Source organism: Psychrobacillus sp. FSL K6-1415 (genome assembly GCF_038003185.1).
GTDB classification, from domain to species: domain Bacteria; phylum Bacillota; class Bacilli; order Bacillales_A; family Planococcaceae; genus Psychrobacillus; species Psychrobacillus psychrodurans.
Genome location: NZ_JBBOOQ010000001.1, coordinates 2247100 through 2271591, shown reverse-complemented (window position 1 = coordinate 2271591; position 24492 = coordinate 2247100). Strand labels below are relative to the sequence as shown.

Below are 24492 nucleotides of genomic sequence, written 5' to 3'. Positions count from 1 at the left end.
TCACAAAAATAAATATTGGAAAACTAAAATTATCGCATACACGGATAATGTAATAATAATCATATAGCCAATCACAAATTTAGTTCTGAAGTATGCAAATAGCATTATAGAACTTTTAATATCTAACATTGGTCCGTATACTAGAAATGCAAGTAGAGACCCTGTAGAAAATGTATGTGCAAAAGAAGAGGCCACAAACGCATCTGCTTCTGAACATAGAGATAAAATAAATCCAAGACCCATCATTACTAGAGGTGCTACTATATCGTTTGCCCCAAGACTAACCAAAATCTCTCTATCGAAAAATGTCTGAAATAGACTAGCTAAAATTGTTCCAAAAATTAAGTATTTCCCCATATCGAAAAATTCATCGCTTGCATTAAACATTAATATTTTTAATTTTGAGCTTTTCTTTTCGTTTACCCAAACTGAATCATTCAAAAATTCATTTTTTGTCCATTTTAATTGATTGTTATTACGGTAAAAGAGATGAATTAAGAAACCAATTAGAATAGCTAATATTAGAGCTAGAAACATTCGGGCATACGCAATACCTGGTGTAGATTGGAATGCATAATAAGTAGAAGCAAAAACAATTGGATTTAATATAGGGGATCCAACTATAAAAATAACACCCAAGTGTAATGGCATCCCTTTTTTTATCAATCTTCTTACAACTGGAATAATAGCACATTCACATACTGGAAATAATGCGCTTAATAATGCAACAGGTATAATTGCAATTAAAGGATTTTTGGGAATCAGTTTCTGAATAGTATTTTCAGAAACAAAAGTTTGAATTAAAGCTGATGCAAATACACCTAAAAAGACAAAAGGTAATGCTTCTAAAACTATACTTAAAAAAATTGTAGCAGCATTAAGCCAAACCTTAGGAATTTCAAAATGTATTTGTATATAATCTGCAGCTATAAAAGAAAAAACAATTACCCCAAATATTACTGTAATCGCAGTTTCCTTCCATGTTGAAATTCCTTGACCTCTCATGGTTTATCCTCCGAATCTCTAAAAATTTGTAAGTGCCATAAAATTTATAGAGGATCTTTATAATACTCCCTCTAATAAATGTTTAAAATGACTGTTCAAATTTTCATTATGAAGGTCTGTTCCAATCAAAATGATGACGGTTTTTTTATTTTTAGAGAAAGGTACAGGTATAAATTTAACTTTCTTTGAAGCAAGTTGAAAACTCAGTAGATCACTAGAGTTTTCTATTTGAATGTACCCTTTCCCTCTTAGAACGTTGCTTGGAAGTTCTTTAAACCATTTTTCAAAAGTTTTTTTTGGTAATGATGGGATACCCTCCAACTTAAATGCAAACACAGTAGAATGATGATCATGATGATGAGAGTTAATATTTGTTTGAAGCGGATTGATAGAGAGTGACTGAAACCTCTTATCAAAAAGTATTTTCGGGTCGACTATACCATTTGTACAAGGTATTATTTCTTTGTCTTTTCCGGCTATTTCTTCTATTTTGTTTATAACTTTCTCAAGTTGTTTAATGTGGATCAGGTCTGTTTTGTTTAAGAGTAAGAGACTTCCACAAATAATTTGTTCTTTCATTAAGTTCCTGACTTCTGCTGAACTCGTAAAATAACTTTGATACTCCAAATAATTACTGGCATCAAGTACCGTTATAATAGACATGATTTCAAACTGATCTATATATGGATTACTTAACAGGACTTCTTGTATTTCCAGTGGGTTTGCCACACCAGTTCCTTCAATGAATAAAACGTCCAAGGAACTTCTGTTCATTTCTTCTATTAACATATTCATTGTTTCTTTTAAATCATCTTGAATGGTACAGCAAATACAACCATCTAAGAGTTCAAATACTTTTCTGCCTTCAAACAAATGTCCCTCTACGTTTTCGCTGCCTAATTCGTTTAGTATTATCCCAGGTTTTTGCCCTTTGTCTTTACAATGTTCTAGCATTTTCAGCAATACAGTGGTCTTTCCACTTCCAAGAAATCCACCTAAAATGTAAACAGGAATTTTAGTAGGGGTTCCCATTAAACCTCTCCCTTCCTTGTTAAAGCATCTTATCTAGTAATTGTTAATTATATGCTTTTATCCTGTGTTGCATTAGTATTTACATACTGACTGAAATTTTCAGTTATAATTTGTATAGAATTAGAAAAATGTAAAGTCTCTAATATAATTTATATTATTATCTTTGTGAACTTATGTACTGAGATTACTAAATTTTTAAACACATCGATGTTTTATAAATATCTACTTTCAAAATTGCAAAGTAGTCATTGTTATTCTTATAATAAATTCATATTTACTTTTTTTCTCTTTCACTAAACTTTCCATATCAGTAAGTGAAGGAGCAGGAATTTCTGTACGAAGAATTCACAATTCATTCGAGTAGAATTTATAATATTAAATTGTATACTGTTGTCATTCTAAGTTTAAATCTATAGATAAAGAAAAGGAGGGGAGTAAATTGTCGGGAAAACATAGGATTATATTTCATTTAGACATGAATAGCTTTTATGCATCAGTCGAACAAGCACATGACCCCTCGTTAAAAGGGAAAGCAATTGCAATTGCAGGTAATCCTAAAGAGAGAAGGGGAATACTAGTTACATGCTCATATGAAGCAAGGGCTAGAGGGGTGTATACAACAATGTCCGTGTGGGAGGCTAAACGAAAATGTCCTGAACTGATATTATTGTCTCCAAATTTTGAACGTTACCGAATCGCTTCTAAAGCAATATATCATATAATAAATGCACATATTAAAAATGCACATATTTAAAAATAATACAATCAGATAACTGAATTTTGCTAAAGTACTATTGGTTTTAACAATAGTACTTTTTTTATTTTTTATTTGATGAGGTTTAAGCTAATTATGGAAATTAATGAGTATATTTCTGAACGTTTTGTCTAATAATAGTAATAATTATTTTAGATAATAGTTAGGTGGATCAAGTTTTGAATGACAATATAATTGAAATTGGGAACACATCTAAATATGAATTTGCATTTATAAGTGTGTGGTCTCCTTCAAATTTATTTAAAAATGGAGAGAGGCAAAAAAAACAACAGGCAGTAATTGTACTTCGAAATAAAGAGAAAAAAGTTCATGTTGTTCATCCTTTTGCAAATTTTATTAATCATTGGAAATGGGCATACAATTCTTATAATACGCAGAAAAAACATGCAGGAAATATAACTCAATTTCTAAACTTTGTATTGGCGCGTAAACATTATTATAAAATTAAAAGCTTTAAAGAATTGAGTAATAATATGGCCATTGATTATTTAAATATGTTAAATGTTAAGGAATTGAAGAGATCAACAATAGTAGATTATAGAAGAACTATCATAGAATTTTATAGGTGGATGGAGGAAAATGATCTTATTAAAAATGTTAAAATACCGACTGAAGAAATGAACGCAAACAATACCTTTAATGTTATTTTACCGGAGAAAGAAAAGCTAAATAAGCTTCATAATTTGCCAATAAATTATATACCATTATTTTTAGAAATTGCACAGAGTATTGCTCATCCTATAGCTCTAGGAATTTACATGCAGATATTTGGTGGGGTAAGATGCGGTGAAGCAGTAAATATAGTTAGAACTTCGATAAAAAGAAGTATTGATGGGAAAAGTATGACAATACATTTAAAAGAAAATAATTTCCGAACAGATTTAAAGGATTTAATGGGAAGTAACTACGTGAAAAAGAATAGAAAGCAATTAATATTGCCTGTGAATAACTGGGGGAATGAATTATATAATAATCATATTAAAAGCTATTCAGAGCAAGATATTGATAATACAGGAGCATTATTTATTAATAGAGATGGAAGACCAATGTCAGGGAGTTCATACAGTTATTATTTTAGAAAAGTAAAGAATGCTTTTATCCGTTTTTTAGAAGAATCTGACGAGGTTAATGATAGGATACTCGCTTTAAATTTAAGGAATTCTAATTGGTTAACTCATATTGGTCGTGGTACATTTACCAACCTAATCGCAGAAGAAATTGAAAATCCAGCCGAACTTATGTTTTTAAGAGGTGACTCAAGCTTAGAGTCTGCTTTGCCATACTTGACGAAAACTGAAAGAGTACGTTCGAAAGTCGAAGAAAAGATGAATGAAATGCAGTCTATATACATTCCTAAAACACTTAATAATAACACTAATTTAACATAATTAATATTTTTTAACGGAGGAAAAAATGGATGAGATAAATAGTACAAATGAAGAATTTAACACACAACAAAACCGTGGGAAATTTATGAGTATTTCTGAATTATCTAAGTTATACAACATACCTAAATTCCAATTTTATAGATGGCTAAATAAAGGTTCTTTAAAAGCGGAGAAAACACCTAGCAATAATTGGGTTATTCTTGAAGAAGATTTTAATAAATTTATACTCAGACTATCTGATAAGAAAGATCTTGAGAATTTAACGAAATTATCTTTAATATATGGTGTATCATATAACAAATTAAAAAAGTTGATTAATGAGAATGTTTTTAAGTCTGCTCAGAAGATTAATAATATCTGGTATATAGAAGTAAAGGAAATTGAGGTATATTTTGAGTCTGGTGCTGAAAATCTTGTGTCACTTTCGGAAATGACTCAAATACTGCAGTTGCCTTTAGATTATTTGCAATTTTTCGCTTTAATGGGCGAGTTTAAATCTGCTATCCTCATGAAAAGACAATGGAAAGTTAGTTTTAAAGAGGTAAAGGACTACTTTAATAATTATGAAATCTATAATAATGGAAATGAAATTGATTTCACTACAAAAGAATTTAGTGAGTTATTAAATATTTCTGATAAAAAATTAAGATATTATATTGAAAAAAATTATATACCTGGTGTATATCGAATACATAATTCAATATATTTCAAAAGGAAACATGCAAATAAATATCTGGAGTTTATAGAGTATTTGAAGATTAATTATTGTACTGCTATAGTTGCAGCTGAAATAGTTAATACGACAAATGAAAGACTTTATATATTAATAAAAGAAGGATTTTTTCCTAACTCAATAAAGTTTTTAAATAAATGGTACATACAAAAAAATGATATTGAGAAATTTAATAACCCATCTAAAAATGAAAGTGATAGATTATTTACTTTAGAGGAAGTCTCTGAGTTAGTAGGGAAATCTTATAAATCAATACAATCATTAGTCCAAGAAAATGTATTTTCCGAAGTAGAATTAATAAGAGGGAGAAAGTACTTACGACAAAGCGTAATAGATCAATATTTATCAGACCAAGTAGAAAGTAAAGCTAGGTATGAGGGGCTTATTACAGTTAAAGAGGCCTCTGATATTAGTAATTTAACACCTCACTTAATATCAAGAAGAATTAACAATGGTGTTTTTAAGACAGCCAAAAAAATTAATTATATTTGGTATATTAACCGAGCAGAAATTGAAGATTTATTGAATTCGGGATATTTTAAAAATGATGCTATTGACAAAGCATTTATTAGTTTAATTGACTTAAATAAAAAACTAAAAAAAATTAATCCTAATTTTACAGGTTATATAAATAAAGAATCGTTTGAAGAAACTTTTTTTAAACGTTCAAGGCATTATATAAGAACTGAAGTAGCAGAAAATATAATAAATGCCGAAAAAAATATTATGAGTAATGAATATATTACTTTAAAAAAATTCAAAGAAATAATTGCAAATATTAATCCTGAATTCAATGGAACTATATCAGTAGGAATTTTTAAAACTGCCAAAAAAATCAATAAGAGATGGCACATTAAGAAAAATGAAATAGATGAAATTCTAACAAAGCCAATATTCTCTAGTAGTTTTAGTGAGAAATATCTCAGTCTTATCCAAGCAGAAGAAAAGTATCATTTAACTAATAATAAACTGTTTACACTTATAAAAAATAATGAGGTTTTATATACAAATTTAGGAATAATTAATAAATTCTTTATAGAAGATGCAAGCTTAGAATTGTACTTAGAAAATGAAAAAAACAAAAAAGTGAATTTTACTAAAATGGACTTGTTTGAAAAACTCTGCACTAATATAAATGCAATATCATTAAATAATACTTATTTTTCTGGTAATAGAAAATTATTTTTAGAATTTAGTCTAATTAAGATTCAAGCCACCAAAGGTCAACCTAAAAATTGGAATTTGGTTTATTCCAGATTAAATAGAATTTTTTTAGATATAATTTCAAAAATTAAAATAAAAATGATTGATTGTAAATCAGAAGATATGCTAAGTATGCTTCAAAATTATAAAGGAGGGAGAAGTTTACACGATTTGGCATTTAAATTTTTGCAATATGTTTATAATAAATATAATAAAATACTAGAAAATAAAATGAGAGTAAATTTTAAACCGGAGTTTAAAAAATTTGGAATAGATGATATATATACACCACAAGAATATTATATTTGGCAGGATTACTTAAACCAAATAGAAAAACATGTCCCCATTGCAATAAAATCAAGAGAATACTCTAATATTTGGGTATATCTGATTATGCTAATGTCTAATTCATGGAGACCATCCGATATTGTAAGGATAATCCCTAGGATAGAAACAAAGAACCTAAATATTTTAAGCCTTGATTGGTTTATAGATAATCAACTTTCCAATGAGCAAATAAAAGAAGTTGTGGATCAATTAAATATGTTACTCATTGGTGAAAAAGCGAGTAAAACTGAGGGATTTCTAAATTATATAACGCCCATATTTTATCTAAATTCTTTCATAACAGCAATAGTTATTTCTGAGTTACATTTAAGGAATAAAAAAGAAAGTAAGCTAACTCAAAAGAATTTTCAACTAAGTAGTTTGTATATTGGAGAAACAAATCTAACTATAGGATTAGTATCAGTTCTTGACACAGAACATAAAAAATTTATTTCACATGATGAACTTCCTTATTTTAGTGCTACAAAAATGAGAAGTAGTACAATTACTTATCTTTTTAACTACATTCAAGATGTAGACTCTGAAGCCATGGAATTAGCAGTTGATATGACCCAGTGGTTGAGAGCCCATAAATCAGCAAATACTACTGCAATATACATTAAAGCAATCAACAAAGACGGTGATATTAACAGAATATCATTGAATTTATTTGAAAGAGGTCATTTTGGATGGATGTATAATTTTATAATAAGGTTAGCATTTAATGAGTCTAAAGAAATTCATACTTTAGAAGAAAGAACAATTAAAATTTCTAAATTGAAAAATAAGCTATCGACATTAGAACTTGAATTACTAGCAATGGAAGATTTACGTACAGATAATCGATTTAAATCAGCTATAAAGCATTTGCAGAATATGAATCAATCAGATTTAAAGTGGCTATTACAAAATATTTTTTCAAATAGAATGCCTTCTAAAGATGGAAATGGTCAATGTATAGTATACAAAAATTGCGAATTTGAAAATAGAACAACTTGTTTTGGATGTCCTTACTTTATTCCGCACATTCAATCCCTTATTTCTGATGCAACAACTGAATTTAAAAGATTAATAGGCGCTATCCGAAATCAAAGATCAACAAATCTTATTATAAGAGATAGTCAATTCTTAATGAATATTCTATTTTTGTTTGCTGAGGTGGTTGAAAGTTTTGGTGCTTCAGTTTTAGACACCATAATAAACGAAAAAGAAAGAAAAGAGTTAATTATTTCTGTTGCTGATAAATTAATTGTAAATTAAAAAGGGGATGCTGATATTAAATCTAATAAATTTCAAATTGAGCGAAGTCATGTAATTATTACTGATAAAAAATTTTCTATAGAAGAACTACCAGATTATAGAAAGAAACTACAGGTTTTAATTAGTGAAAAAATACTTGAAAAACATACTAATATTGATTTATTTTATTGGAAAGTGAATGATAGAACTACTAATAATAAAAGAGGACTAAAATTTCCTGTTCTTGCTTCAAGAGAAATGGAAATAGCACTTAAATGTCATATTATAGAATTTTTATATAACGGTTATGCACCAGCTACAGTAGCAGATAAATTAAGTAAAATTAGAAAAGAAATTGTAGCATCTAAATCATTTACAGATCTTGAAGAGCTGCAAATAAATTTATTTAATAGTAAATCTAGTTATTTAATTGCTTATTATATAAAAGAATTTATTGATTTTTATCAAATAGATGCCAAAAAAGAAATTATTAACATCTTGAAATTATATAAAAATAGTGTTTATGAAAATAGAAAGTTACCAGATTATTTACATTTTATTATGTTTCATGAAATACTTAATGATTATTTTAATCAACAATTTCAAGATTCAGGTACGCTAAAATATAAACCGTTATTATTATGGTGGAATTTAACTACGATACTTCCAATGCGACCCTCTGCATTTACTCGACTAGAAAGTGATTGCGTTTATCAAACTAAGGATAGTAGGTATTGGATAAAAATCCCACAAATTAAAGATGTAAAAAGTAATAGGATTGAGAAATTGCCAATTCACATGGAGATTAATAAAGTAGTTTATGAAATGATAATTTCTCTTCGAAATGAAATATATAAGGAATTTGGAGAACAAATGTTTTTAATACCTAAAGAGTTTACCATTTATATTGGAAAACAGTTTAAATCGAAAATGGTTGCTAGCGTAGAGAATCGTTTAACTACCAAACAATTTGCAGAATATGTAATACAATTTCAAGAAGAAGTAATAAAAAAAGAATATGCAGAATTTAAATTAGAAACAATTCTGCCAATTCATTCTAGACATATTGCTATTATTAATTTGTTTTTACAAGGATTCAATTTATACACTATATCGAGAATCGCTGGTCACAAGGAAATAGAGACACCTTCTAATTATTATGCACACGCTGAAAGCTTTGTTACTTCAAATATCTATGTGCTCGTTAATAATCAAATTTCAAACAATATTTCTAATCGAATATCTACCGGTCTCATGGGAAATAAGAGGAAAGCAATAGATAAGGGGAAATTATACACTGAATATGAGGCTAGCTTATTATTCAAAAAAGTAGACTATGGTTATTGTGGTGATACTGTAAATTTCCCAAATAATTGTTGTGAAGATTGTAGGTCTTGTGGACATTTTATTTTTAAGCCATCAATTAATGATTTGGATGAAGGTATAGAATGGCTACAAAATTATTCTGAAAAACTTTCAACCCGAATATCACAAATTATAAAAGAAATATTAGAAATAAATTCCAAAATTACTATAGATGAAATAGATGCTTTTGATTCAGTTTTAAAAAAGAATGCTAAAATATTACAAATGTTAATAGATCATAAAATTTCAGTAGAAGTCAAAATATTAGAGGGAAATCCTAATGGACCAATTACCAAATAAAAAGCCAGGACCTAATCTGAAATTTAGTGATTTTGAGATGAAGGAAATTGCATTGAGGTTAAAAAATGAGAATGGAGATAAACCTTTAACTTTTGTTTATTTAGAGGAACATTCTAATTTAAACATAAGTAGGATTACTTGGAAACGAAGAATTGGAAAGTTTGTTGATGAATTGAATGCACCAATTAAACGAAGTATTAGGCTTGAAGATACAGAAGAAATCTTCTTTCCAAACATTGAATCAATTGTAAATCGCTATTCAAATAAGCAACATTTAATTAATGAATTGCATAAATTTGAACAGATTTTTCAGGATTCTTATCAAATGAATATAAAGAATACTCTAGAAATAGATAAAATTAAACAAGAAAATAGGCTATTGAAAAATCGATTAAAAGAGACTGTCCAACAAGTAGAACATTATAAAAATCTATACGAAAAAATAGTAGTTTCAAGTATTGAACCTGCATTAAGAAAAGAATTTGGTACTAAAGATAACCTTATTAAAATAAATGGAAATGATTTAGAAATGAGGCAATTCGATAAACAATTTACGGATGATGAAACTTCCAGTAAAATAAATGAATTAAAAAAGAAATTCCCAGGCTTATTTCTATAAAAGTAACTAACTTCATTTCCTTCTTGTTTCATATGTTTCTACGGAATTACTAGGAGTATAACCAGTTATTATATCTCCGCAACACTTTTCTAAGTGAAAGCAGGATTGACTCCCGCCGTCTCCACATATAATAACTAAGTTAGAAAATACGTTTTTGTGTGACTTAAAGCATAAAGATGTCAGATTACATCTTTATGCTTTATTATTTAGTTGACAATATTATGCTTTAGAAAGTAAAGTGAGTTTTTTAAAACTTGTGCTCTCAAATGTTTTAAGTATATTTAAAGCCCGTAAAATTAAGTGTGGCACTGCTATAGTGGCTTTATTTTAGAAAACTTTATAGTTAATTCTATTGCGACTTTAAGTATATCTTTGCCATAGTGGCAAGGGTATACTTAATTTTGTTTTAGGGACTCTGGAAGGAAAGGATTAACGTTTGTTTTGTTGAATTTATTATACTAATAGATCAAAATACAAAAAAATTGATTGTAGTAAGACCTATAAATAGGTAGTCAGAAACCATTTGTTAGAGGAGTTTGTGAAATGTTTCACTTAAACTAACGCAGCAGTTGTGCGGCCGAGCCTAGGTCGTATCATATAGCGGGTGGGATTCCCGCCGAGAAAGAACTAGCCATTCACTCGTAGCGAGTCTTGGAGGGCTAATGGTAACATTAGCCTTTAAGCGTAGACAGTTAGGTGGCGGGCCGAAAGCCAAATGGTTGAAGGGATTGAGCTCCATAATGTTAGTAAATCGAGAGGGCTGATGCCTTAACTGCGGTAGAAAGCTACATTTTATCCTTCGCTAAAGGCAAGAAGGATAAAACCTCTCTGGGGTCAGAGACCTTGGCACGTCACACATGGATATGATACGGCAACTCGGGAGACCCTACCGGTCTTTTCTTCTTATAGAAGAGTATGGTGTACAAGCGATAATAAGCAAGGAAACCAAATGCCGTTGTAGGGAGTCGGATAGCAGCGTAGTACCAATGAAGTTGGGTAATGCCGACGGAGGAAAGGCTGCTACCAAGTTATCACCCTTACTAGGGACACATTTACTACACACGGAGGTAGGAATAATAAATGGAAACAAAACTATTAAGGATAGCAGAATTAGCTAAATCTGAACCGAGAATGAGATTTACATCGCTTGCACATTTACTAAATAAGCAATCTCTAGTTCAATGCCATCATGAATTACCTAATAAGAAGGCAACTGGGATTAATGGCACAACTAAAGAGCAATATAGTGAAACATTAGAGGGAAATATAGAGGACTTAGTAAGAAGGCTTAAAAGTAAAGGTTATCATCCTGTTCCTGTAAGGAGAATGTATATTCCCAAGCTTAACTCCAACAAGAAAAGACCGTTGGGGATACCGGAACATGAAGATAAGATTGTACAGAAAGGCATTACAAAAATACTAAATGCGATCTATGAAAATGATTTTCTAGACTGCTCTTTTGGGTTCCGCCCCAATCGTAACTGCCACGATGCTTTGAAAATATTAAATCATTATATTGAGAAGAAATCAGTAAATTATATAGTAGATGTAGATATCAAAGGGTTCTTTGACAATGTTGATCACATATGGATGATGGAGTTCTTAAAACTGCGAATTGCTGACCCTAACTTACTAAGAATAATTGGTAGGTTTCTTAAAGGTGGATACATGGAGGAAGGAAAGAAGTACAAGACAGATAAAGGCACACCGCAAGGTGGAGTCATATCTCCGATACTTGCCAATCTATACCTCCATTATGTCCTGGACCTGTGGTTCGAGAAGGAAGTTAGGAAACAGTGTAAAGGACAAGCATACATAGTTAGATATGCCGATGATTATGTTTGTTGCTTTCAATATAAGAGCGAAGCTCAGGAATTCTTTCAATCATTGAAGCTGAGATTACAGAAGTTTAACTTAGAAGTAGCGGAGGATAAAACCAAAATTATTCCCTTCGGGAGATTTGCTGAGAAAGATGCAAAACAAACGGGGAATAGAAAACCTGCAACCTTTGATTTTCTCGGTTTCACACACTATTGTGGGAAGAGTAAACAAGGAAATTTTCGTGTGAAACGGAAAACAAGTAGGAAGAAGCTACAGGCTAAACTGAAGGAATCGAAAGAATGGATAAAGAGTAACCGAAATAAAGATATTCATATGATTATGGATAGATTTAAACGCTCGCTTGTAGGTTACTACAACTACTATTGCATCACAGATAATACTCCAAGTGTTCACCAATTTAGAGACAAAATTCAATATTTACTCTTTAAATGGCTCAACAGAAGAAGTCAAAGAAAATCCTTTACTTGGGATAAATTCAATCTCTTTCTACATAAATATCCGTTACCTTCACCAAGAATTAAAGTGAATATATACGATTTAAGAAAGAAGATTAGCTACATTTTGTGAATGATGACTAGGAGGAGCCGTGTGCGTGAATAGCGCAAGCACGGTTCTGTGAGGGGGGAGGAACACAATCTACCGTAAGGTAGAGAGGTTCCCCTCTACTCGACTAGTTGAATAAGCAGGGTTTTTTTATGGGGTGTCGAATTAGTATCTAGTAAAGCAAAAGAGGAGGGTCAGCATGAAAAATAATTATAAAAAGTTATTGATATACTTATCTTCAATAGGGGTCATTCTTATTATTTCTTTTGGTATTTATGAATATTCAACCCACTTTTCAACTCGGGATGAAGCAATTGCGGAATATATAACAACAGTGTTCGATAATGATTCTACACAGTTAATAGATGTAGTTGAAACAGATATTTCTAATACTTATTATTTGTTATTAAGAACAAAAGGTTCAGCTGTTATTAATACGACATCAAACGTGAAAATCCAAAATAACATATTTGGTTGGAAAGTTACTGCTGGATATGAAATAGCAAATGCAGATTTAGGTAAACATCTAATAGATAGAGAAACTAACACACGAAAATAATTTGTAACACTAATTGTTAAATACATATTGTGCTAACGGGTGCTTTACTTCGAGATGGAGTAAAGCCTTTTTTCTTATTGAACTAAAGACGCAGTTGTGCGGCCGAGCCTAGGTCGTATCATATAGCGGGTGGGATTCCCGCCGAGAAAGAACTAGCCATTCACTCGTAGCGAGTCTTGGAGGGCTAATGGTAACATTAGCCTTTAAGCGTAGACAGTTAGGTGGCGGGCCGAAAGCCAAATGGTTGAAGGGATTGAGCTCCATAATGTTAGTAAATCGAGAGGGCTGATGCCTTAACTGCGGTAGAAAGCTACATTTTATCCTTCGCTAAAGGCAAGAAGGATAAAACCTCTCTGGGGTCAGAGACCTTGGCACGTCACACATGGATATGATACGGCAACTCGGGAGACCCTACCGGTCTTTTCTTCTTATAGAAGAGTATGGTGTACAAGCGATAATAAGCAAGGAAACCAAATGCCGTTGTAGGGAGTCGGATAGCAGCGTAGTACCAATGAAGTTGGGTAATGCCGACGGAGGAAAGGCTGCTACCAAGTTATCACCCTTACTAGGGACACATTTACTACACACGGAGGTAGGAATAATAAATGGAAACAAAACTATTAAGGATAGCAGAATTAGCTAAATCTGAACCGAGAATGAGATTTACATCGCTTGCACATTTACTAAATAAGCAATCTCTAGTTCAATGCCATCATGAATTACCTAATAAGAAGGCAACTGGGATTAATGGCACAACTAAAGAGCAATATAGTGAAACATTAGAGGGAAATATAGAGGACTTAGTAAGAAGGCTTAAAAGTAAAGGTTATCATCCTGTTCCTGTAAGGAGAATGTATATTCCCAAGCTTAACTCCAACAAGAAAAGACCGTTGGGGATACCGGAACATGAAGATAAGATTGTACAGAAAGGCATTACAAAAATACTAAATGCGATCTATGAAAATGATTTTCTAGACTGCTCTTTTGGGTTCCGCCCCAATCGTAACTGCCACGATGCTTTGAAAATATTAAATCATTATATTGAGAAGAAATCAGTAAATTATATAGTAGATGTAGATATCAAAGGGTTCTTTGACAATGTTGATCACATATGGATGATGGAGTTCTTAAAACTGCGAATTGCTGACCCTAACTTACTAAGAATAATTGGTAGGTTTCTTAAAGGTGGATACATGGAGGAAGGAAAGAAGTACAAGACAGATAAAGGCACACCGCAAGGTGGAGTCATATCTCCGATACTTGCCAATCTATACCTCCATTATGTCCTGGACCTGTGGTTCGAGAAGGAAGTTAGGAAACAGTGTAAAGGACAAGCATACATAGTTAGATATGCCGATGATTATGTTTGTTGCTTTCAATATAAGAGCGAAGCTCAGGAATTCTTTCAATCATTGAAGCTGAGATTACAGAAGTTTAACTTAGAAGTAGCGGAGGATAAAACCAAAATTATTCCCTTCGGGAGATTTGCTGAGAAAGATGCAAAACAAACGGGGAATAGAAAACCTGCAACCTTTGATTTTCTCGGTTTCACACACTATTGTGGGAAGAGTAAACAAGGAAATTTTCGTGTGAAACGGAAAACAAGTAGGAAGAAGCTACAGGCTAAACTGAAGGAATCGAAAGAATGGATAAAGAGTAACCGAAATAAAGATATTCATATGATTATGGATAGATTTAAACGCTCGCTTGTAGGTTACTACAACTACTATTGCATCACAGATAATACTCCAAGTGTTCACCAATTTAGAGACAAAATTCAATATTTACTCTTTAAATGGCTCAACAGAAGAAGTCAAAGAAAATCCTTTACTTGGGATAAATTCAATCTCTTTCTACATAAATATCCGTTACCTTCACCAAGAATTAAAGTGAATATATACGATTTAAGAAAGAAGATTAGCTACATTTTGTGAATGATGACTAGGAGGAGCCGTGTGCGTGAATAGCGCAAGCACGGTTCTGTGAGGGGGGAGGAACACAATCTACCGTAAGGTAGAGAGGTTCCCCTCTACTCGACTAGTTGAATAAGAAGGATTTTTTGCGACTGTGTTGAATAAGTTAATGTATGTAATAAGTAAATTATCGAACTATAGGGGCTTTTCTTTAAGTTTTGGGGTGGCACTTATTGAAAGGATGTTGAAAATAAGACATTATGGAGGGGTAGATTTTACTAAGATTAATAAGAGGTTTTTACCGCTATTTATTTATATTTCTTTGATAACAATACTTCTTTTAACATTGAAGACCAACTTCAATTTTACTGGTTATAATTATTACTTGGATGAAGAAACGATGATGCTAACGATTGAAGAGGGTTTCGTAAAAAAAGAAACGTACAATGTTCAAGATTCTCCAATCCAAGCTATAAAAGTAATGTTACCAATTAACAAAGCACATGACATGTGGGGACTTACTATCTTTTTATCCTCGCTTTTTATTACTGGCATTTTTTTATTATTTTTTAAACCTTCGATACCAAGAAAAAATTTGAAATTGTATGGCACAGTATATTTTATATTTCTTTCCATCTTTATTATTTGGGATATTTACGTACACAAAGAAATTATTAAGGAAATATCAAATGCTCTAAATAGTTTATAAAGATAGAATGACCTTTATTTTTCAAAGTGGGCTTCCTTATTTTGTTAAGTAACGGATGCTTTAGTTAAACAAGACCATCAAAAAAATGATGGTCTATTTTTATGTAGAAAGTGAAATGTTACACTTAAACTAATGCAGCAGAATAATGAAGGAAGGAGAATTTTATGAAGAGTAAAAGAATTTTATTGTCGGCGATAACAATTTCTGTTGCCTTTTTGATTGTTTTTATAATTTATAATTCTTTTTCGTCTGTGTTAACTGTAACTGATTTTACTGTCACTGAAAAAGGGTATTCTAACGATAACAATGAAGCATGGATAAAGGGATTTAACCCCAATGCCCCAGTGGGACATCAAGAAGAGATTAAAGTAATTGTTAGGGAACCAATGGTAATGAACTTAATTCAGAAAGATAAGACATACTTCGTAAGATACATGATAAAAAGAAATGGTTTAATTTCTCTTAGTGATATTGAAACTATTAAGAATCACAAATAAGCTTAGTTATTCAACTAAACCAGCTAATAGTTTGTCAATATTTTCACTAAAAAAATTATTAACCTCATGATATACTAAAAAAATACATGCCAAATAACCTTCCTCTAAATCACTTTTGGAAGGTTTTGGTTAATTAATATAAATACAGTTTCTATGCTATATCCTGGAAAGTAGTTCGTTTTTTTAGTAAGGCATAAATCCAGTGTAAGAGCTTATTTACACAGGCAATAATGGCTACCCTAAAGGGTTTTCCTTCTTCTCGTTTCTTGTCGTAAAACTCTCTCAGTCTTTTATTGCGAGGAATGATTTCATCCGTTGTCTTCTTTTTACGGGCATCTCGGATGCCACTTTGAATAGCCATATACAGGGCATGACGAAGTCTGCTGGAACCCCGTTTGGTAATTCTGTTAATGGATGCAGTAAATTTACCCGAAGAGTAAACGCTAGGATCGACTCCTGCGAATGCAACGAGTTTTTTGGCAGCGTCAAACCGATCTATCTCTCCAATCTCCGAAATAATCGTTGCAGCGATTTTTTCACCGATTCCGGGGATAGATTGGAGTATTTTATATTCTTCTATCTCTTTTGCGATTGAATCTATTTCATTTGCTAGCTTTGATAGATGCTCTTGATATTGCAGAACAATATTTATTAACATTTCCAGATTAAAAATATGGCTTTGATACTGGTTATGTTGAAACGGGTTTCGAAGAGCGGCCTCTCTTAATTTCTGTGCTCTTTCGTTTGCCCATTTCTCCGATCGGCTGTTACAGAGGGAAGATATCTTATCCGTCAATTCTTTTTCATCGACACTTAATACGCTTTCGGATGTTGGAAATGCGAGTAAGGTAAGTAGTGATACCTTAGAGTAGAGACTTCCAAATACACCTCTAAATTCAGGGAATACCTGATCTATTAAGGAATGTAGCTGTAACTTAGTTTTAGCTGCCATTTCCGCAATACTTTCTTGTTGTCTTGTTAAATTACGAAGGTTTAATAGTTGTATTCCTCTCTTTTTATATGGTTCTAATTCTTCTTTATAATAAAGTTCACAAAGATGATAAGCATCGATCGCATCCGTTTTTACCTTACGTAAACTAGAGCTTTTGGCTCTATGGGAAATAAGGGGATTGATCACTATATAAACATAGTTTTGTTCCTCTAAAAACTGGATAACTGGAGTATGGTAGTGTCCCGTTGATTCTAATACGACCGAAGGTTGATAACCGCCAGCCGCTTTTTCTATTTCTTGAAGAAAATCAAGAAATCCCTTCAATCCTTCCAAGTTATGTTGAATACTAAAGCTCTTTCTATAGGCTTTGCCTTTATCTAAAAATGCTTGAACCTGACTCTCTCCTTTAGCTACATCAAGACCCACAACTGGGTTCATACGTAAATCTCCTCCTAGTAATATAATTTAGTCGGTATCCCCTAAGGCTTCTTGTAATGTCATAGGTTCGCTTGTTAAACGGGATCAATGTCCCAACCAGCCTGAAACATGCTTATACAAGTAGGGGGTGAACAGTTTAGCTGACGGGATCTCGTCCCACGGGTGCGACGTTCTACCCCGACTACCGTTATAATAAGACCAAATAGAAAAAGGTCAACCAGAAAAATCTGGCTAACCTTATATTACGAACGGGTGCTTTACTTCAAGAAGGGGTAAAGCATTTTTCTTATTGTACTAACGCGGCAGTTTAGTTGAACAAGGAGTTTTTGGGAAGATGTCGAATAGTTAACCAAAAGGGGAGGTATCTTACATTGAAGAAAATTTCTAAGTACGTTTTTATCATCTGTTTAATGTTGATGTTAGCGTCTTGTCAAAACAATAGTGGTCTTACATTCAAAGGCGAAGGTGAAAATTGGAATGGCGAACTAATTACTAAATACGATTTTTTGGGAAAAGAGATTCAGAGTATAAAGATAACCTATAAAGGGGAAAAACCTGAACAACTAATTGTACCTAATTTATCTGTAGAAAGTCCCGACTTCTTAGGTTGGGGTATAGGCGAGATAGAATTAGATAAAAAAGGTACTTATTATGGTGAAGATGTTTTTGAATTGGAAACTAAAACTCCTTCTTCGTCTAAGATAACATTAACAATAGATGGTGAAGAGTCTGAAAGCATAACGTTAAGTTCAAATTCATAATACACTAATTACTTTTAGCTAATGAGTGCTTGTGCGGCCGAGCCTAGGTCGTATCATATAGCGGGTGGGATTCCCGTCGAGAAAGAACTAGCCATTCACTCGTAGCGAGTCTTGGAGGGCTAATGGTAACATTCGCCTTTAAGCGTAGACAGTTAGGTGGCGGGCCGAAAGCCAACTGGTTGAAGGGATTGAGCTCCATAATGTTAGTAAATCGAGAGGGCTGATGCCTTAAGCACAGCAGAAAGCTATATTTTATCCATCGTTAAAGGCAAGAAGGATAAAACCTCTCTGGAGTCAGAGACCTTGGCACGTCACACATCGATATGATACGGCAACTCGGGAGGCCCTACCGGTCTTTTCTTCTTATAGAAGAGTATGGTGTACAAGCGATAATAAGCGAGGAAACCAAATGCCGTGTAGGGAGTCGGATAGCAGCGTAGTACCAATGAAGTTGGGTAATGCCGATGGAGGAAAGGCTGCTACCAAATGATCACTCTCACTAGGGACACATTTACTACACACAGCGGTAGAAAAAAATAATAAATGTAAACTAAACTATTGAGGATAGCAGAATCACCATTTTGTGAAGGATAATTTGGAGGAGCCGTGTGCGTAAATAGCGCAAGCACGGTTCTGTGAGGGGGGTGGAACACAATATACCGTAAGGTAGAGAGGTTCCCTTCTACTCGACTACTTCAAGAGGGGGTAAAGCCTTTTTTCTTAATGAACTAACGCAGCAGGTTAGTTGAAGATTCGATTTCCGAAATAATCAATCTTTATTAATAAAATGAATAGCGATAAACACTGAAACCTCCTATATTGATAGAAATTTGTACAAAATACATATTTAAAGATAATAATTTTTTTATAAAAATCCAGTCATGTTATTTAACAATCGTACCATATTGTGGTAATAGTCAATTTAGAACTGTTAACTAACGACGCTTTCCGTACGGTCTATAAAATGGTAAAATTTACTTGATAGTGTTAATTAATTGTTTAATAAAATAAAAAATACTATTAATCAATTGTATGAAAAAGAATTAAAATCATTATTACTTCAATTCTTCTTGCGTATTCAAACTGTCGAGGAAAGAAAAGTATATTCAGTGCAGTGATTCTTAATAGAGGAAAGGTTGCCGAATGAAAATGAAATCAATACTCAAAATACCCATGAATCCAATAGCTAATCTGAACGAAGAGTTGAAACAAATGACGCCTCTTTCCATTGCACTTGGACATGAAAATGATGTATTTGTCCTACTAATGGAAGAGCATATTCCACTAATCGATGGTTGTTTTCCTGCAACCGTTACGGAAAAACACTATAGATATCAAGTCATTCATCTAAAAGATGGAAAAAAGAAAGTGCTAGATTTGCCGAAAGAGACATGGAATTATCATTACATACAACCGATTGATGACGGAAAATTTCTACTTGTATGCGCACGGTCATATTACCATGATGCACACAACATTGAAAAAAACGCACGTGTCTATGATGGAAATGGGCGTTTTATCCGTTCATTTTGTTTAGGGGATGGTATTGAGCATGTTTACGTAACAAAGAATCAAGAGATTTGGACAGGGTACTTTGATGAAGGTGTTTGCGGCAATTACGGCTGGAATGATCCGGTTGGTCGCAGCGGATTAGTTGGCTGGGATGCATCTGGTGCTAAATTGGATTCACTTGAAGAAGATAAGGAATATTTCATTTTTGAATGTTGGGCATTGAATGGTGTAGCTGATGGAGGAATTTGGTTTTTCTTTAGCCTAGATTCGAAGATTGGCGTACGGAAAGAGGGTCTCACATCGTATTATTCACCCGAAGATATTTATTTTCGGGCGTTTGCGGTGAACGGGGAGAGGATAGTTGCACACCTCGGCAGAGGAGAACATACACTCTTTGAGTTACAACGTGAAGATAATGAATATAAGACTGTCCGTAAAATCGAGCTGATGAAGCCGGATGGAAAGCCTATCGAACCGCAATTAGTGAATAACCGTGAGAACAAGTTGCTGTTTTTGGACGGGGATGAGCTGTATATGTATGAAGCGAAATCCAGTGTGTGACGGTTTGAGTGGTAAGTTTTCGGCAGATATTGAAATACTTGGGTTATATAAATCATTATAGGGGAATTTACAGGTGGATGGTTCAGTATCCCCACAATCGGGCGCGATTGTTGAATAAGCCTCTCTTTCTTATTAAACTCCCATGATATTGTTCTTTTTGCTTAACAAAGTAATCTTCTCCTAAATCTGCGTACATCTCTTTGCGGGTTAACAGATAATAGGAGATTTTTAAAATGGCATGAGCGACAGTCTGTGATGCACCGTGTTCGTTGGAGTAAGACTAGCAGAAGGGCTCTATGGCTATTTGAAAAAGGAAGTATTTTCTTTGACATTATAAATACTAGAGATTTAAAGAATTATTGTTCGACAAATTAGATGCTTCACCTTAGATGGTCAACTAGATATAGGGCGTACTAAATTGGAAAAGGAGGTGTGCAAATGAAAATTAAACTTTTATTTGGCTCGGCAATTATTGTTATCATGATTGCAATTTTCGGGGTCCGTGAAGTCGTAAATTTTAAACATGTAGGCGACGGCGATAAATCAATAAACGATAAAGTTATTGAAGTCGTTGGGGAAGAAATCGAAACTGAAGTTTATGACCCAAAATTGGGGAAATGGGCTTCGAAAATGAACGTAATGCTTTCCGAACCGATGGATGACCAAACAATGAAAAAAGCGAACAATGATGAAGGTTTCGAATATTACTTGAAGGCACAAGAAGTCGTTGGGGAATTTCCTTACCAATTGATTAAAGCAAGCAATGAAATGGAAAAGGAACAATCGAATTTGTTCCTTTTAACAAGTTATATCTCGCACAAGCAATTTGCCCGAACGGTACATTTAGGTTCAAATGGTGAAGCGAAGGAATCTACAGAACTAGTTGACCAATGGGCACCGACTGATGAATACATGCGTCAAGCATATGAATATATGAAGCAAATAGTGAATGATATTGACGTTGCGGTCAACCATAACGGAGAAGGAAAAACATATGGTGTTACGTATCTATTGAACGGTGAAAAGGTTTTTGAAGTTGAAAAATTTATCAATGGGATGCCATAGCTAAGACGACGGAAACTATTCGTCGTCTTTTTTAAAGTCTCTGTTATATAATTCTTTTGATATTTGAATGAATTAAAGTAAAGGTCGGTATGAAAACAATACAGCTCTAATGTTACCGTTGTAAAGATGGTGGTAAGACTCTCTTCTATTGTTCCTAACATCCTCTTATGTCGTACCCATCTTCCATACAAATCGATAAAGTAATAGGGTCAAAACTTACTTTTTCAGATGTCCTTTGCACAGATGTGTGGAGGGAGGAAACCTTTGTAAAGGAAACTACGATAAAGTTGAACGAAATATTTTCAAAATTTTAGTTAGAGAAACTACTATCTCTATTTGGCGAAGGTAGTTAATAAAGGGATATTATTCAACTAACTAGGTGTTTAAATCCAAGAATCGCGGCGCAACAAAAACTAGTGTATTCATTATTAAGATAGGAGAGTTTTTTTTGAATAAAAAATATAAGATTTTGGTTATATTAGCACTCATTTTTGCACTTTCTTGGTTGGCTGTATTTTTCTTTAGCCAAGATAAAAATACTGCTGAAGAGTTTGCAAATAAAATATTTTCTTATCCACTCCCTCCAAAAACTAAAGTACTTGAACAAGGATTTGATTATGGAGTTGGTTACGGTGGAGGACCATGGGGTAGTGGGGGACGACCAACTGTAGTTGTCTACAAAAAGTTATATTCTGAACTTAGTGAAAAAGAAGTGTATGATTATTATAAAGAACAAGAAATAGGTTTTGAAATTTACTTTGAAGGCGACGAAGAGATTCAAAAGACCTTTAATGGTAAGAGAACTTGGTATGAAGGAAAGACCCGTGAGAATCTACATACCAAAGGTAATACCGGAGAACCGATAGAATTCATTATCCAGGTAAGAACAGAATTTACTTCTGCCTTCGGAGACTTAGCTAGATATTAAATACCAAGAAGAAATAATATTGCATAACAAAAGATACTCAGAGATTACTTTTAAAGGTTGTGCCTTAAGAATAGGCTACTCCTATAGAAAGCGACAGTCGAAGAAGTACAGTGGTCGTTGGAGTAAGACTAATAATGGGGCTTTTGGACACCATCTTATATCGTCCTTCTTCCTAAGCCGTAGTATCCTATACCCGTTTTCCCATTTTCATTCTCTGTGGTGAAGCGCTGATTTTGCGCTTCATGGATGGCTAACGGGTGCGTTTAGTGAAAAAGCATAAATGGCAGTGTGCTATTATGAGAGGATATTTATTAAGAGGTGATTAAATGGATAAAAGTATTAAAAAATGGACTATTTATGGATTTTTAATTTCCATAGCCCTAGCAGTCTTATTTGTAAAAAACAAAATAAATATTCCTTTTGACGGTGGTTATACAACGGAGTATGTGCCTGTTTACGATTACATTGTTTCTATACTTCGTTACAGTGTAATAGGTGCCTTTGCGGGAATGTTTGTAGGTTGGAGATTTGGCAAAGGACAGGATAAGGTTAACAAATCAAAGACATATTATGCTGAAGTGTTTTTTGGAGTATTCTTTATAGCAATATTTATAGGAATTATATCGTTCTTTTTTTAACTAAACCAGCTAATAGTTTGTCAATATTTTCACTAAAAAAATTATTAACCTCATGATATACTAAAAAAATACATGCCAAATAACCTTCCTCTAAATCACTTTTGGAAGGTTTTGGTTAATTAATATAAATACAGTTTCTATGCTATATCCTGGAAAGTAGTTCGTTTTTTTAGTAAGGCATAAATCCAGTGTAAGAGCTTATTTACACAGGCAATAATGGCTACCCTAAAGGGTTTTCCTTCTTCTCGTTTCTTGTCGTAAAACTCTCTCAGTCTTTTATTGCGAGGAATGATTTCATCCGTTGTCTTCTTTTTACGGGCATCTCGGATGCCACTTTGAATAGCCATATACAGGGCATGACGAAGTCTGCTGGAACCCCGTTTGGTAATTCTGTTAATGGATGCAGTAAATTTACCCGAAGAGTAAACGCTAGGATCGACTCCTGCGAATGCAACGAGTTTTTTGGCAGCGTCAAACCGATCTATCTCTCCAATCTCCGAAATAATCGTTGCAGCGATTTTTTCACCGATTCCGGGGATAGATTGGAGTATTTTATATTCTTCTATCTCTTTTGCGATTGAATCTATTTCATTTGCTAGCTTTGATAGATGCTCTTGATATTGCAGAACAATATTTATTAACATTTCCAGATTAAAAATATGGCTTTGATACTGGTTATGTTGAAACGGGTTTCGAAGAGCGGCCTCTCTTAATTTCTGTGCTCTTTCGTTTGCCCATTTCTCCGATCGGCTGTTACAGAGGGAAGATATCTTATCCGTCAATTCTTTTTCATCGACACTTAATACGCTTTCGGATGTTGGAAATGCGAGTAAGGTAAGTAGTGATACCTTAGAGTAGAGACTTCCAAATACACCTCTAAATTCAGGGAATACCTGATCTATTAAGGAATGTAGCTGTAACTTAGTTTTAGCTGCCATTTCCGCAATACTTTCTTGTTGTCTTGTTAAATTACGAAGGTTTAATAGTTGTATTCCTCTCTTTTTATATGGTTCTAATTCTTCTTTATAATAAAGTTCACAAAGATGATAAGCATCGATCGCATCCGTTTTTACCTTACGTAAACTAGAGCTTTTGGCTCTATGGGAAATAAGGGGATTGATCACTATATAAACATAGTTTTGTTCCTCTAAAAACTGGATAACTGGAGTATGGTAGTGTCCCGTTGATTCTAATACGACCGAAGGTTGATAACCGCCAGCCGCTTTTTCTATTTCTTGAAGAAAATCAAGAAATCCCTTCAATCCTTCCAAGTTATGTTGAATACTAAAGCTCTTTCTATAGGCTTTGCCTTTATCTAAAAATGCTTGAACCTGACTCTCTCCTTTAGCTACATCAAGACCCACAACTGGGTTCATACGTAAATCTCCTCCTAGTAATATAATTTAGTCGGTATCCCCTAAGGCTTCTTGTAATGTCATAGGTTCGCTTGTTAAACGGGATCAATGTCCCAACCAGCCTGAAACATGCTTATACAAGTAGGGGGTGAACAGTTTAGCTGACGGGATCTCGTCCCACGGGTGCGACGTTCTACCCCGACTACCGTTATAATAAGACCAAATAGAAAAAG

General features: G+C 33.2%; 18 protein-coding genes and 1 pseudogene. 15 read left to right on the top strand and 4 right to left on the bottom strand.

Annotated elements, in window-relative coordinates; all coding sequences use genetic code 11:
* Both MKY60_RS10615 and MKY60_RS10610 read right to left on the bottom strand, forming a co-directional pair.
* Positions 1-1005, bottom strand: a complete 1005-nt coding sequence (locus MKY60_RS10615; RefSeq protein WP_340929769.1) for a permease — start codon at positions 1003-1005, stop codon at positions 1-3.
* 57 nt (positions 1006-1062) lie between these two features.
* Positions 1063-2037: a CobW family GTP-binding protein gene (locus tag MKY60_RS10610; RefSeq protein WP_340929766.1), complete on the bottom strand. Its 975-nt coding sequence runs from the start codon at positions 2035-2037 to the stop codon at positions 1063-1065.
* A gap of 475 nt (positions 2038-2512) precedes the next feature.
* On the opposite strand from MKY60_RS10610, the pseudogene MKY60_RS10605 reads away from it, so the two are divergent.
* From MKY60_RS10605 to MKY60_RS10560, 10 genes and pseudogenes are all read left to right on the top strand, one after another.
* Positions 2513-2770: pseudogene (locus MKY60_RS10605) on the top strand (Y-family DNA polymerase); the annotation flags it as partial.
* A gap of 200 nt (positions 2771-2970) precedes the next feature.
* Positions 2971-4200, top strand: coding sequence for a phage integrase N-terminal SAM-like domain-containing protein (locus MKY60_RS10600; RefSeq protein ID WP_241599571.1), 1230 nt, complete (start codon positions 2971-2973; stop codon positions 4198-4200).
* 25 nt (positions 4201-4225) lie between these two features.
* Positions 4226-7723, top strand: coding sequence for a helix-turn-helix domain-containing protein (locus tag MKY60_RS10595; protein ID WP_241599569.1), 3498 nt, complete (start codon positions 4226-4228; stop codon positions 7721-7723).
* A 174-nt stretch (positions 7724-7897) separates the two neighbouring features.
* The gene (locus MKY60_RS10590; RefSeq protein WP_241599567.1) at positions 7898-9367 is read left to right on the top strand and encodes a tyrosine-type recombinase/integrase; all 1470 of its coding nucleotides are present in this window, start codon (positions 7898-7900) and stop codon (positions 9365-9367) included.
* A complete protein-coding gene (locus MKY60_RS10585) occupies positions 9348-9986 on the top strand; it encodes a hypothetical protein (RefSeq protein ID WP_241599565.1) in 639 nt (212 codons plus the stop codon). The genes MKY60_RS10590 and MKY60_RS10585 overlap by 20 nt, the downstream gene beginning before the upstream one ends.
* Positions 9987-11066: 1080 nt before the next feature.
* Positions 11067-12395, top strand: a complete 1329-nt coding sequence (gene ltrA, locus MKY60_RS10580) for a group II intron reverse transcriptase/maturase (RefSeq protein WP_340928248.1) — start codon at positions 11067-11069, stop codon at positions 12393-12395.
* A 175-nt stretch (positions 12396-12570) separates the two neighbouring features.
* Positions 12571-12930 (top strand): hypothetical protein, encoded by a 360-nt coding sequence (locus tag MKY60_RS10575; RefSeq protein WP_241599564.1) that lies wholly within the window; start codon positions 12571-12573, stop codon positions 12928-12930.
* Between the two features lie 605 nt (positions 12931-13535).
* Positions 13536-14864, top strand: coding sequence for a group II intron reverse transcriptase/maturase (ltrA, locus tag MKY60_RS10570; RefSeq protein WP_340928248.1), 1329 nt, complete (start codon positions 13536-13538; stop codon positions 14862-14864).
* A 220-nt stretch (positions 14865-15084) separates the two neighbouring features.
* Positions 15085-15552, top strand: coding sequence for a hypothetical protein (locus MKY60_RS10565; RefSeq protein ID WP_241599563.1), 468 nt, complete (start codon positions 15085-15087; stop codon positions 15550-15552).
* A gap of 164 nt (positions 15553-15716) precedes the next feature.
* A complete protein-coding gene (locus tag MKY60_RS10560; RefSeq protein ID WP_241599562.1) occupies positions 15717-16049 on the top strand; it encodes a hypothetical protein in 333 nt (110 codons plus the stop codon).
* Between the two features lie 151 nt (positions 16050-16200).
* Here the strand turns inward: MKY60_RS10560 and MKY60_RS10555 are convergent, their stop codons facing one another.
* A complete protein-coding gene (locus tag MKY60_RS10555; RefSeq protein WP_340929760.1) occupies positions 16201-17439 on the bottom strand; it encodes an IS110 family transposase in 1239 nt (412 codons plus the stop codon).
* A 371-nt stretch (positions 17440-17810) separates the two neighbouring features.
* Here MKY60_RS10555 and MKY60_RS10550 point away from each other — a divergent pair, with 371 nt between their 5' ends.
* The 5 genes from MKY60_RS10550 (at position 17811) to MKY60_RS10530 (ending at position 22904) form a co-directional block, all read left to right on the top strand.
* The gene (locus MKY60_RS10550; RefSeq protein ID WP_241599561.1) at positions 17811-18200 is read left to right on the top strand and encodes a hypothetical protein; all 390 of its coding nucleotides are present in this window, start codon (positions 17811-17813) and stop codon (positions 18198-18200) included.
* A 1143-nt stretch (positions 18201-19343) separates the two neighbouring features.
* Positions 19344-20273: a hypothetical protein gene (locus MKY60_RS10545; RefSeq protein WP_241599560.1), complete on the top strand. Its 930-nt coding sequence runs from the start codon at positions 19344-19346 to the stop codon at positions 20271-20273.
* A gap of 438 nt (positions 20274-20711) precedes the next feature.
* Positions 20712-21338 carry a hypothetical protein gene (locus MKY60_RS10540; protein ID WP_241599559.1) on the top strand — a complete coding sequence of 209 codons (627 nt, stop codon included), beginning with the start codon at positions 20712-20714 and terminating at the stop codon, positions 21336-21338.
* Between the two features lie 448 nt (positions 21339-21786).
* On the top strand, positions 21787-22266 hold the full coding sequence (locus tag MKY60_RS10535) for a hypothetical protein (RefSeq protein WP_241599558.1): 480 nt from the start codon (positions 21787-21789) through the stop codon (positions 22264-22266).
* Positions 22267-22592: 326 nt separating this feature from the next.
* Complete coding sequence (locus MKY60_RS10530) at positions 22593-22904, top strand: hypothetical protein (RefSeq protein WP_241599557.1); 312 nt, start codon at positions 22593-22595, stop codon at positions 22902-22904.
* A gap of 137 nt (positions 22905-23041) precedes the next feature.
* Here the strand turns inward: MKY60_RS10530 and MKY60_RS10525 are convergent, their stop codons facing one another.
* Positions 23042-24280: an IS110 family transposase gene (locus tag MKY60_RS10525; protein ID WP_340929760.1), complete on the bottom strand. Its 1239-nt coding sequence runs from the start codon at positions 24278-24280 to the stop codon at positions 23042-23044.
* Between the last annotated feature and the right edge of the window lie 212 nt (positions 24281-24492).

Bases quoted from the DNA above. Each gene is read 5' to 3' on its own strand.
- MKY60_RS10615 (WP_340929769.1), bottom strand. From the start codon at position 1,005: ATGAGAGGTCAAGGAATTTCAACATGGAAGGAAACTGCGATTACAGTA.
- MKY60_RS10610 (WP_340929766.1), bottom strand. From the start codon at position 2,037: ATGGGAACCCCTACTAAAATTCCTGTTTACATTTTAGGTGGATTTCTT.
- MKY60_RS10595 (WP_241599569.1), top strand. From the start codon at position 4,226: ATGGATGAGATAAATAGTACAAATGAAGAATTTAACACACAACAAAAC.
- MKY60_RS10585 (WP_241599565.1), top strand. From the start codon at position 9,348: ATGGACCAATTACCAAATAAAAAGCCAGGACCTAATCTGAAATTTAGT.
- ltrA (WP_340928248.1), top strand. From the start codon at position 11,067: ATGGAAACAAAACTATTAAGGATAGCAGAATTAGCTAAATCTGAACCG.
- MKY60_RS10575 (WP_241599564.1), top strand. From the start codon at position 12,571: ATGAAAAATAATTATAAAAAGTTATTGATATACTTATCTTCAATAGGG.
- ltrA (WP_340928248.1), top strand. From the start codon at position 13,536: ATGGAAACAAAACTATTAAGGATAGCAGAATTAGCTAAATCTGAACCG.
- MKY60_RS10565 (WP_241599563.1), top strand. From the start codon at position 15,085: ATGTTGAAAATAAGACATTATGGAGGGGTAGATTTTACTAAGATTAAT.
- MKY60_RS10560 (WP_241599562.1), top strand. From the start codon at position 15,717: ATGAAGAGTAAAAGAATTTTATTGTCGGCGATAACAATTTCTGTTGCC.
- MKY60_RS10555 (WP_340929760.1), bottom strand. From the start codon at position 17,439: ATGAACCCAGTTGTGGGTCTTGATGTAGCTAAAGGAGAGAGTCAGGTT.
- MKY60_RS10545 (WP_241599560.1), top strand. From the start codon at position 19,344: ATGAAAATGAAATCAATACTCAAAATACCCATGAATCCAATAGCTAAT.
- MKY60_RS10540 (WP_241599559.1), top strand. From the start codon at position 20,712: ATGAAAATTAAACTTTTATTTGGCTCGGCAATTATTGTTATCATGATT.
- MKY60_RS10530 (WP_241599557.1), top strand. From the start codon at position 22,593: ATGGATAAAAGTATTAAAAAATGGACTATTTATGGATTTTTAATTTCC.
- MKY60_RS10525 (WP_340929760.1), bottom strand. From the start codon at position 24,280: ATGAACCCAGTTGTGGGTCTTGATGTAGCTAAAGGAGAGAGTCAGGTT.